Below are 11,196 nucleotides of genomic sequence, written 5' to 3'. Positions count from 1 at the left end.
TCCGAAGTTTCATTTCATTCTTCCGAAGTTTCATTTCATTCTTCCGAAGTTTTATTTCATTCTTCCGAAGTTTTATTTCGCACTCACGTTGAGAATTTTCGTTTTCCACGTAGGGATTTGAGATTTCTTGCGTGGGGATGAGATCGTCAGATGTGGGGAGTGCGTAGATTTATATATAAATAGTGCGGTCGTAGTGGTCACTATTTAGTACCTTTGCACAGACTTCAGTTTACTGGGGTGTGATACCTTATATATTAATAGCACAGTTATGACCGATACACGATACATCTTTGTGACAGGAGGCGTGGTCTCCTCGCTTGGTAAGGGTATTGTAGCCGCCAGCCTTGGCAAATTGCTTCAAGCTCGTGGGTACAAGGTTACGATACAGAAGTTTGACCCGTATATAAACATCGACCCGGGCACGCTCAACCCTTACGAGCATGGCGAGTGCTATGTGACGGAAGATGGCCATGAGGCGGATCTAGATCTGGGACACTATGAGCGCTTCCTCAATATCCGCACCTCTCGGGAGAACAACATCACCACGGGACGTATCTATCAGAGCGTGATCAATAAGGAGCGCCACGGGGATTACCTCGGCAAGACGGTACAGGTGATCCCGCATATCACGGACGAGATCAAGCGGAGCGTACGTCGTCTAGGCATGAAGCATCACTACGACTTTGTCATCACCGAGATAGGTGGTGTGGTCGGAGACATCGAGTCACTTCCCTTCCTGGAGAGTGTACGTCAGCTCAAGTGGGAGCTCAAGAACCACTGCGTCTGCGTTCATCTGACTTATGTACCCTTTATCGCAGCAGCCAAGGAGTACAAGACGAAGCCCACGCAGCACTCGGTGAAGCAGCTCCAAGAGGAGGGTATACAGCCCGACATCCTGGTGCTTCGTACGGAGCATAAGCTGAGAGATGAGCTACTAGACAAGGTGGCACTCTTCTGCAATGTGTCTAAGGAGAGTGTCTTCCAGAGTATCGACATGCCGTCGATCTACGAGATACCGCTACTCCTACAGGATCAGGGGCTAGATCGTCAGGTGATCCAGCAGGCTGGTCTGGAGGTGGGCGAAACACCTAAAATGGAGAAGTGGCGCAACTTCGTTCACCGGATGAAGTCGGCTACCAAGGAGCTACACATCGCCCTCGTGGGCAAGTATGTAGAGCTACAAGATGCCTACAAGTCTATCGATGAGGCACTGCTCCAGAGCTGTGTGTATCATGATCGCAAGCTCAAGCTCACCTCAATACATAGCGAGAGCATCACCAAGGACAATGTAGAGAAGCTCCTGAGTGGCTACGATGGGGTCGTGGTGGCTCCAGGCTTTGGCTCTAGAGGTGTAGAGGGCAAGTTGATCGCCCTAGAGTATACCCGTACGCATCAGATTCCGACGCTCGGCATCTGCCTAGGTATGCAGTGCATGGCGATTGAGTTCGCTCAGAATGTACTGGGCCTAGAGGACTGTAACACGACCGAGATCAAGCCGACAGCGGCCAATAAGATTATTGATCTGATGGATGAGCAGAAGGCCGTCTCAGACCTAGGTGCCTCCATGCGACTAGGTGCTTATGAGTGCGAACTCAAGGAGGGCTCTAAGCTGGCAGCCGCTTATGGCAAGCTGCTGATCTCAGAGAGACATAGACACCGCTATGAGTTCAACAGCCAGTACCGTACAGCCTTTGAGGAGGCTGGCTTTAAGTGCGTAGGTACCAATCCCGAGACAGGTCTCGTCGAGGCGCTCGAGCTAGAGGGACACCCTTGGTACATCGGTGTGCAGTACCACCCAGAGTACAGCAGCACGGTCTTGCAGCCTAGTCCCATCTTTATGGCCTTTATCTCAGCAATTAGCAATCGATAGGGGTGCACATCTCGAGCAGTTTCTTTTACACACGACATACTCTATACTTTAGATGAATAAATCAAACCTCATAGGTATCGTTCTGATCGGCGTGGTCATCGTCGTCTACTCGGTCTTCCTACTCCCTAAGCAGACGCCTGCATCTACTCCTACATCGGCAACTGATACCACTCAGGTCGATACAAATACAGCTGTAGCCACCGCAGAGGAGAGCCAAACGACTCCAGATGTGGCAAAGCCTACCCCTGTTGACTCGCTCTACGCTTTTAGTCAGCTGATGAGCCAGCCGGCTAAGGAGTACACGATGTCCAATGATAAGCTTAGCGTCACCTTTACCACACAGGGAGCTATGCCTGTCTCCGCTGAGCTGGCAGACTATCAGAGCTACGATAGCACACAAGTGCGACTCTTCGCTCCTGGTGACTTTATGCTCAATCTACCTCTACGGACGAGCCAAAACCAGATCTTAGACACGCAGGATCTGATCTGGCAGGCTAGTCAGCCCAACGATTCAACGCTCTTGATGACGCTGCCGATAGACTCATCAAGCTATCTGCGCATCATCTACACGATGCCTCACGAGGGCTATATGCTCGGCATGGCTATCGAGGCGAAAGGCTTAGGGTCGCTCTTACATAGCAACAATGCGATGCAAGACCTAGAGATGAGCCTACGCATACCGCGACAGGAGCGCTCCTGGAAGTTTGAAAATCAGTACTCCACGATATATTATAAGTATCCGGCAGATGATGTAGAGAAGCTCAAGGAGACCAAAAATGAGCAGGAGAAGGACGTCCGTGAGAAGATCCAGTGGGTAGCGATGAAGGACAAGTTCTTCAGCACCGTGCTCATAGGTCTTGGCGATACACGCCTAGAGGAGAATAAGATGTCCTTCAAGACGGAGCCTAAGGAAACAGACTATATCAAGGACTGCAAGTATCAGGGGGCTTTTGCTATGGACATACGTGATGGGCGCAAGGCGGACTTTGCGCTCTTCATGGGGCCTCTAGACTACAACATGCTCAAGGCGATGGACGCTGGCGTGGACAAGGCGCAGCGACTAGACCTCAAGCGGATGATCTATGTGGGTGGCTCGCTCTTTAGATGGATCAATGTCACCCTGATTCGTCCGCTGATAGACTTCCTCCAGAGCTTTATCTCCAACTGGGGTATCATCATCCTCTTGCTGACACTCATCATCAAGCTGGTCCTCTCGCCACTCACCTTCAAGAGCTATATGTCGCAAGCTAAGATGCGCGTCTTGAAGCCGCAGGTAGAGGCGATCAATGCTAAGTATGCGGGCGATGATCAGCAGATGATGATGAAGCGCAGTCAGGCGACGATGCAGCTCTACCGTAATGCGGGAGCTAGCCCGATGAGTGGTTGCTTGCCGATGTTGCTACAGATGCCTTTCTTGATCGCACTCTACATGTTCTTCCCGACGGCTATAGACCTTCGTGGGGAGAGCTTCCTCTGGGTCAAGGATCTCTCGACCTATGACCCGATCATCTCGTGGGGCACAGACATACCCTTTATCACGGGTCTGCTCGGTGGTAACCATATCAGTCTCTTCTGCTTGCTATGGGCTGTCACCAACATCATTTACTCTCGCTACACGATGAGCATGTCGGGCGGAGCTAGTGGTTCGCAAATGAAGATGATGCGCTTCATGCCTTACATGATGACGATCATGTTCTTCATCTTCTTCAATAGCAATGCCGCTGGTCTGACCTACTACTACTTTATCTCTACGCTGATCACGATCCTGCAGTTTGTCGCTAGCCGACTACTGATCAATGAGGATAAGGTGCTGGCACGTCTCGAGGAGAACCAGAAGAAGCCCAAGAAGAAGAAAGGCTTTATGGCGCGTCTCGAGCAGATGCAGAAGGAGCAAGAGAAGCTCATGCGTGAGCAAAACAAGAAGCGTCGCTAACTAAGATATAACCCTCGGCGGATCTATGGAACCTCTCAAGCACGAGTGCGGGATAGCACTCATACGACTACGCAAACCCCTAGAGTACTACGCAGAGCACTACGGTACGACCCTCTACGGGCTGAACAAGCTCTACCTCCTGATGGAGAAGCAGCACAACCGTGGGCAAGACGGTGCTGGGCTAGCTGTGGTCAAGACACAGGCACCTCCCGGTGACGAGTACATCTATCGAGAGAGAGCTCTCGGCAGTAACGCTATTACGGAGATCTTCAAGAAGGTACATGAGACCATAGCCATGGCTCACGATGGTACGACGCCTACCGTAGAGCAGGCGACGCAGGCTGAGCGCTATACGCCTTTCCTCGGAGATTGCTATATGGGGCATCTACGTTACAGTACGACAGACTTGGCGGGCTTGACCTTCGTACACCCGATGGTACGCCGTAGCAACTGGAGAGCGAAGTCCCTCGCCGTGTGTGGTAACTTCAACCTGACCAATGTGTCGGGCATCTTTGACGAAATCACAGCCATCGGTCAGCACCCTCGTACCTCTAGCGACACACATATTATATTAGACCAAGTAGGTCACCGCCTAGATCGTGAGGTGGAGCGTCTCTATAAGATCGCTCACGAGGAGCAGGGGCTAGAGGGAATGGATATAACGCACTTCATCGAGGACAATCTGGATCTGACCAACGTGCTGCATCGTACCAGTCCTATCTGGGATGGGGGCTTTGTGATGTGCGGCATGACGGGGTCGGGAGATTCCTTCGTCTTGAGAGATCGCAACGGCATCCGCCCCGCATTCTACTACATTGATGACGAGATCATCGTCGTAGCTAGCGAGCGTCCTGTGATCCAGACGGTGATGAATGTGACCTACGACAAGGTCCTCGAGCTAAACCCTGGCGAGGCACTCACCATAGACAACAAAGCTAATCCGCGTATCACGCAGATCCTGGAGCCTGGCGAACTGAAAGCTTGCTCCTTCGAGCGTATCTACTTCTCTCGTGGTAGTGATCGAGACATCTACCGGGAGCGTAAGATGCTAGGGCAGCTTCTCACGCCAGCTATCCTCAGAGAGATAGACGGCGACTTGACCCACTCGGTCTTTTCCTTTATTCCCAACACCGCCGAGGTCGCTTACTTCGGTATGCTAGAGGGACTAAATCTAGAGCTCAACAAGCGCAAGGCGGAGCAGATCGAGCAAGCGTTAGGAGTTCCCGACTTTGACGAGCAACTAAAGCATATCCTCTCGCAGCGCATACGTAGTGAGAAAGTCGCCATCAAGGATATCAAGCTACGCACCTTCATCTCCGAGGGTAACACCCGCAACGACCTAGCGACGCACGTCTACGACGTCACCTACGGCTCCATCGAGCGTGGCGTGGACAATCTCGTGGTCATCGACGACAGTATCGTACGAGGCACGACGATACGCCAGAGCATCCTCACGATCTTGGACCGCTTAGGACCGCGTAAGATAGTCTTCGTCTCCAGTGCTCCACAGATCCGCTATCCTGACTACTACGGCATCGATATGCGTCACGTGGACGAGTTCATAGCCTTTAGAGCTATGATCGCACTCCTTCAGGAGCGAGCCCTGCAGCGTATGCTCGACGAGGCATACCGTGAGGCGATAGCGCTTAGGGAGCGTCCGCTCACGGAGTACGTACCTAATGTGATCAAGACCCTCTACGCACCCTTTACGGAGGAAGAGATCTCTGCCAAGATCGCTGAGCTCGTTAAGTCTGACGGCATCAAGGCTGAGGTTAGCATTGTCTACCAGACAGTAGAGACACTACACGAAGCTATCCCACATCATCCAGGCGACTGGTACTTTACGGGCGACTATCCTACGCCTGGCGGGTCCCATCTCGTCAACGATGCTTTCATCGCTTACTACGAGCAGCAGTACAATCGCAAATAGACATAGACGCTCTTTTCAACTAATAATCATGCAAACATCCACTCAGCGCAAAGCTACGCTCACGCTACAAGACGGATCTACCTACACAGGCTGGCACTTCGGTGCGACCAGACAGTTGGCCGGGGAGGTAGTCTTTAATACAGCCATGAATGGTTACACCGAGTCGCTCACCGATCCCAGCTATATGGGTCAGATCTTGGTGATGACCTATCCGATGGTGGGCAATTACGGTGTCCCCGCTGCCACTCGAGATGAGTACGACATCCCCAGATACTACGAGAGTGACGGCTGTCTCATGCGTGCCCTGATAGTCAATAGCTACTCGCCTGAGTACTCCCACTGGAATGCGGAGCAGTCCTTAGGAGACTTTATGGCAGAGCAAGGCGTCGTGGGGATTACGGGCATCGATACACGAGCTCTGACCAAGCACCTGCGTGACCATGGTATCCAGGTCGGCACGATAACCATCGAGGGCGAAACCTCTCCCATAGAGCCTGCCATCGGAGAGCAAAACTTAGTTGCTCAAGCCTCTTGCCCCGAGCCTCGGATCTACGGATCGGGCGACTGTCATATAGCTTTGATCGACTGTGGACTCAAGGACAACATCCTGCGCTCGCTTATCGATGAGCGCTTCACCCTCCACCGCGTCCCCTGGGACTATCCTTTGGAGCAGATCGAGGGGCTGCGTGGCGTCTTCATCAGCAATGGCCCTGGCGCGCCGACTTGCTGCAAGGAGACGATCAGACAGATACAGTATGCCTTCGAGCGTCAGCTCCCCACTTACGGCATCTGTATGGGCAATCAGCTTATGGCGCTCGCCTCTGGTGCTAAGATCTACAAGATGAAGTATGGACACCACGGGCACAATCAAGCTGTCCAGTTGGTCGGCTCGCCCCAGTGCCTCATTACTAGCCAGAACCATAGCTACGCTGTCAACTCAGCGACACTCCCTCAGGGATGGGAAGAGTGGTACACCAACCTCAACGATGGCACCAACGAGGGGCTAATGCACACCGACCTGCCATTTCGCTCGGTACAGTTCCACCCAGAGGCAAAGGGCGGTCCGCTAGATGCGCTCAGCTTCTTCACAGACTTTCAGGACACCGTCTTGAACTACCCACAATTGTCGAAATAACCCATCAAGCTCGACCAAACCATGACTCAGCGTAAGCAATACAATAAGATACTCCTACTCGGATCTGGTGCACTTAAGATCGGAGAGGCAGGCGAATTTGACTATTCAGGCTCACAAGCTCTCAAAGCTGTCAAAGCGGAGGGTATCAAGACCGTCCTCATCAACCCCAATATCGCTACGGTACAGACCAGCGAAGGCGTTGCTGATGCGGTCTATTTCTTACCCGTCACGCCTTACTTCGTAGAGCGTGTCATAGAGCGTGAGCGTCCAGACGGCATTATGCTAGCCTTCGGTGGGCAGACCGCGCTCAACTGTGGTGTCCAGCTCTTTCAGTCTGGCGTCCTGGAGCGTTACGGTATCGATGTCCTCGGTACACCCGTCGAGACCATTATGGCGACCGAAGACCGCGAGCTCTTTGTCGAGAAGCTTGACGAGATAGAGGTCAAGACCATCCAGAGCCACGCTGTCACCACGATGGAGGACGCTCTCGTTGCTGCCAACCAACTAGGCTATCCCGTCATCGTACGAGCTGCCTATGCGCTGGGTGGCTTGGGTAGTGGCTTCTGTGACAATGATGAGGAGCTCCGAGTCCTTGCAGAGAAAGCTTTCGCCTTCTCCCCACAGCTCCTGATTGAGAAGAGCTTGCGCGGCTGGAAAGAGATCGAGTACGAGGTGGTGCGAGACGCCTACGACAACTGCATCACCGTCTGTAATATGGAGAACTTTGACCCGCTCGGCATTCACACCGGCGAGAGTATCGTCATCGCTCCCTCACAGACCCTCACCAATGATGAGTATCATAAGCTCCGCACGATCGCTATCAAGATCATCCGTCACCTCGGCGTCGTAGGCGAGTGCAATGTGCAGTACGCCCTCGACCCCTACAGTGAGGACTACCGCGTCATCGAGGTCAATGCGCGCCTCTCTCGCTCCTCAGCTCTAGCCAGCAAAGCTACCGGTTATCCCCTCGCACACGTTGCTGCGAAGCTCGGACTAGGCTATGGACTCTTTGAGGTGCAGAATGCGGTGACAGGTTCCACGCCAGCCTTCTTTGAGCCAGCACTAGACTACTGCGTCTGCAAGATACCTCGCTGGGACTTAGGTAAGTTCCACGGTGTCTCTCGTCAGCTCGGTAGTAGTATGAAGTCCGTCGGCGAGGTGATGGCTATCGGTCGCACCTTTGAGGAGGCAATCCAAAAGGGACTCCGCATGATCGGGCAGGGCATGCACGGCTTCTGCGAAAACAAAGAGCTCGTCATCCCCGACATCGATACAGCCCTGCGGGAGCCAACAGACACCCGCATCTTCGTCATCAGCAAAGCGTTCCGTCAGGGATACAGCGTGGAGCAGATCCACGAGCTTACGAAGATCGACCGTTGGTTCCTCTATCGCCTCCAAGGCATCCTAGAGACCTCCGAGACACTGGGCACCTGCGACTCCATCGAGAGTCTTCCCGCTGAGCTACTACGACAAGCTAAGGAGCAAGGCTTCACCGACTTCCAGATCGCCCGAGCCGTCACCAAGGAGTACAAGAAGCCCCTCCACAAAGAGGCAGACCAAGTACGCCAGCACCGCAAGAGCCTCGGCATACTACCTTATGTCAAGCAGATCGACACGCTAGCCGCTGAGGTGCCAGCCGAGAGCAACTACCTCTACCTCACTTATCATGGTGAGGAGCACGACATAGCCACAGAGCAAGACGGCAAGTCGGTCATCGTACTAGGCTCGGGAGCTTATCGTATCGGTAGCTCCGTCGAGTTTGACTGGTGCGGTGTCAATGCGCTACACACCATTCGCAAGGCGGGTCTGCGCTCTATCATGATCAACTACAATCCAGAGACCGTCAGTACAGACTTTGATATGTCAGACCGTCTCTACTTTGACGAGCTCACCTTCGAGCGCGTCATGGATATCATAGACCTAGAGGCACCCAAGGGCGTCATCCTAGCTACGGGTGGTCAGATCCCGAACAACCTGGCACTACGTCTTGCCGCCAATGGGGTCACTATCCTAGGCACGCAAGCCGAAGATATAGACCATGCGGAGGATCGACATAAGTTCTCCGCCATGCTAGACGAGCTGGGTATCGACCAGCCCGAGTGGAGCGAGCTCACCACCATTGAGGACATTGACCGCTTTGTAGATCGTGTTGGCTATCCCGTCTTGGTACGTCCTAGCTACGTCCTCTCAGGAGCTGCGATGAATGTCTGCTCCAATCAGGAGGAGCTACTTCGCTTCTTGCAGCTCGCAGCCAACGTGTCCCAAGACCACCCCGTGGTCGTGTCGCAGTTTGTCGAGCATGCCAAGGAGATCGAGATGGATGCCGTCGCTGACCATGGCGAGATCGTCGCCTATGCGATCAGCGAGCATATCGAGTTCGCTGGCGTACACAGTGGCGATGCGACCATCCAGTTCCCCGCTCAGAAGCTTTACGTCGAGACCGTCCGACGCATCAAGCGTATCTCGCGCCAGATAGCCGAGGCGCTACACATCTCGGGTCCGTTCAACATCCAGTTCCTCGCACGAGGCAACGAGATCAAAGTGATCGAGTGCAACCTTCGCGCTTCGCGTAGCTTCCCCTTCGTGAGCAAGGTACTGCGACTCAACTTCATCGACCTAGCAACCAAGATCATGCTAGGACTGCCCTATGAGCACCCGACGAAGGATGCCTTCTCGCTAGACTATGTGGGGATCAAGGCTTCGCAGTTCTCCTTCTCCCGCTTGCAAAAGGCTGACCCCGTGCTAGGTGTCGATATGGTTTCCACGGGCGAAGTGGGCTGTATCGGCGAAGACACCGAGGAGGCTATCCTCAAGGCGATGCTCTCCGTGGGGCATCATATCCCAGAGCGTGGCGTCCTCCTCTCGACAGGTGGCGCCAAGCAAAAGGCTGACCTCCTCGAGGCATCGCAGCTCCTCCACAAGAAAGGCTACAAGCTCTACGCTACAGCAGGCACGCAGCACTTCCTAGAGGAGAACGGGGTCCCCGCCACACTTGTTCACTGGCCCGACAGCACCGAGCAGCCACAGGCACTTGATTTGCTGCACCAGCATGAGGTAGACCTTGTGGTCAACATCAATAAGAACCTCTCTACGGGTGAGTTGACCAATGGCTACAAGCTACGCCGTGCAGCGATCGATCTCAACATCCCGCTGATCACCAATGCGCGCCTTGCAGCCACCTATATCAAGGCATTCTGCACGCTCTCGCTAGAAGAGCTCGAGATCAAGAGCTGGCAAGAGTACTAACAGCTAACAGCTAACAGCCAACAGCCAACCAAAACTATGGACAAGCCCTTCTGCATGCGACACTACGCTCTCATGCAGGGGGCTTGTGCTATGCGTATCTCTACCGATGCGCTCTTCCTCGGAGCCTGGGCGAAGACGGCTCACACAGCCAGTCAAGTCCTAGATGTGGGAACAGGGACCGGCATCCTGTCGCTGATGCTTGCGCAGACTTATCCCAATGCCATGGTTACCGCCATCGACATCGATGACGAAGCGGTCCGCACTGCTCAGGACAACTTCTCCCGCTCTCCCTATAGCGATCGGCTCACGGCACTGTCGTGTGACATCACCGCGCCTGAGCTTGCTTTGCCATCCCGTACCTACGACCTCATCATCTCCAATCCTCCTTACTACGACGGACTCCAGCCCGCTACGGCATCGCTCCGTCAGGCGCGCCACACGGGAGAGGGCTTTGCACCACATCTACTCTTTCGTTACCTGGAGCCACTCGTGGCGCCTGAGCCAACGCTATGCCTCGTCACGCCCGTCGAGGCATTGCCCCTCCTGCGTCGGGAGGCCGTGCTGCACCGCTACAACCTCACACGGCTTTGCGGGCTACACCACCAAGTAGGGCAGCCCGCCATACGACTTCTGACGCAGTGGCATCGCTCCGCGACAGTGCCTGCGCCTTGTCTCTCGGAGCATCTAGACATACGCACCGCGCAGCAGCACTACACAGCCGAGGCGCAAGACCTCCTGCGCCCATACTTACTCGACCAGTACCTCACGTAACATGATGTCTCAGCTTTAGCTAGGAAAACCCAACGCCCGTCCGTTACAATAATTTAGAACCGACTACATATCGATACGGTACTGTGTCGGGGAAAACTGATTTCCACGTGGATATTTCGAAATCTCCACGTGGATATTTTTTATTTCCCAGGTAGGAAAGAAAAAATTCCTCGGAGGAATCAAATGAAACTTCGGAGGAAATGAATGACGCCCACGTGGAAAATAAAAAATATCCACGTGGAGATTTGAGATTTTCCACGTGGATATTCGAGAAAGGAGGGGATCGGACGAATTTCCCCGTAAAGATATGT

General features: G+C 53.7%; 6 protein-coding genes. All 6 read left to right on the top strand.

The features are described 5' to 3' along the window. Window positions 1-268: 268 nt before the first annotated feature. Genes RDM37_RS08045 through RDM37_RS08020 form a run of 6 tightly spaced genes read left to right on the top strand, consistent with a single transcriptional unit; the run spans window position 269 to window position 10,885 of the window. Window positions 269-1,870 (top strand): CTP synthase, encoded by a 1,602-nt coding sequence (locus RDM37_RS08045; protein ID WP_308556576.1) that lies wholly within the window; start codon window positions 269-271, stop codon window positions 1,868-1,870. A gap of 52 nt (window positions 1,871-1,922) precedes the next feature. Next, window positions 1,923-3,803 carry a membrane protein insertase YidC gene (yidC, locus tag RDM37_RS08040; protein ID WP_308556574.1) on the top strand — a complete coding sequence of 627 codons (1,881 nt, stop codon included), beginning with the start codon at window positions 1,923-1,925 and terminating at the stop codon, window positions 3,801-3,803. Between the two features lie 25 nt (window positions 3,804-3,828). Then, window positions 3,829-5,733 (top strand): amidophosphoribosyltransferase, encoded by a 1,905-nt coding sequence (locus RDM37_RS08035; RefSeq protein WP_308556572.1) that lies wholly within the window; start codon window positions 3,829-3,831, stop codon window positions 5,731-5,733. Window positions 5,734-5,761: 28 nt separating this feature from the next. Further along, window positions 5,762-6,868: a glutamine-hydrolyzing carbamoyl-phosphate synthase small subunit gene (gene carA, locus RDM37_RS08030; protein ID WP_299366658.1), complete on the top strand. Its 1,107-nt coding sequence runs from the start codon at window positions 5,762-5,764 to the stop codon at window positions 6,866-6,868. 21 nt (window positions 6,869-6,889) lie between these two features. Beyond that, entirely contained in the window at window positions 6,890-10,114 is a 3,225-nt protein-coding gene (gene carB, locus RDM37_RS08025; RefSeq protein ID WP_308556571.1) for a carbamoyl-phosphate synthase (glutamine-hydrolyzing) large subunit, read from the top strand. Between the two features lie 36 nt (window positions 10,115-10,150). Beyond that, the gene (locus tag RDM37_RS08020; RefSeq protein WP_308556570.1) at window positions 10,151-10,885 is read left to right on the top strand and encodes a methyltransferase; all 735 of its coding nucleotides are present in this window, start codon (window positions 10,151-10,153) and stop codon (window positions 10,883-10,885) included. The last annotated feature ends 311 nt before the right edge of the window (window positions 10,886-11,196 follow it).

This window comes from uncultured Porphyromonas sp., assembly GCF_902489635.1.
In the GTDB taxonomy this organism is placed as follows: Bacteria; Bacteroidota; Bacteroidia; order Bacteroidales; family Porphyromonadaceae; genus Porphyromonas.
This window is presented reverse-complemented; position numbering and strand designations above follow the sequence as displayed.

What these genes read in the sequence shown, in the direction of transcription:
- RDM37_RS08045 (WP_308556576.1), top strand. Translation starts at nt 269, where the DNA reads ATGACCGATACACGATACATCTTTGTGACAGGAGGCGTGGTCTCCTCG.
- yidC (WP_308556574.1), top strand. Translation starts at nt 1,923, where the DNA reads ATGAATAAATCAAACCTCATAGGTATCGTTCTGATCGGCGTGGTCATC.
- RDM37_RS08035 (WP_308556572.1), top strand. Translation starts at nt 3,829, where the DNA reads ATGGAACCTCTCAAGCACGAGTGCGGGATAGCACTCATACGACTACGC.
- carA (WP_299366658.1), top strand. Translation starts at nt 5,762, where the DNA reads ATGCAAACATCCACTCAGCGCAAAGCTACGCTCACGCTACAAGACGGA.
- carB (WP_308556571.1), top strand. Translation starts at nt 6,890, where the DNA reads ATGACTCAGCGTAAGCAATACAATAAGATACTCCTACTCGGATCTGGT.
- RDM37_RS08020 (WP_308556570.1), top strand. Translation starts at nt 10,151, where the DNA reads ATGGACAAGCCCTTCTGCATGCGACACTACGCTCTCATGCAGGGGGCT.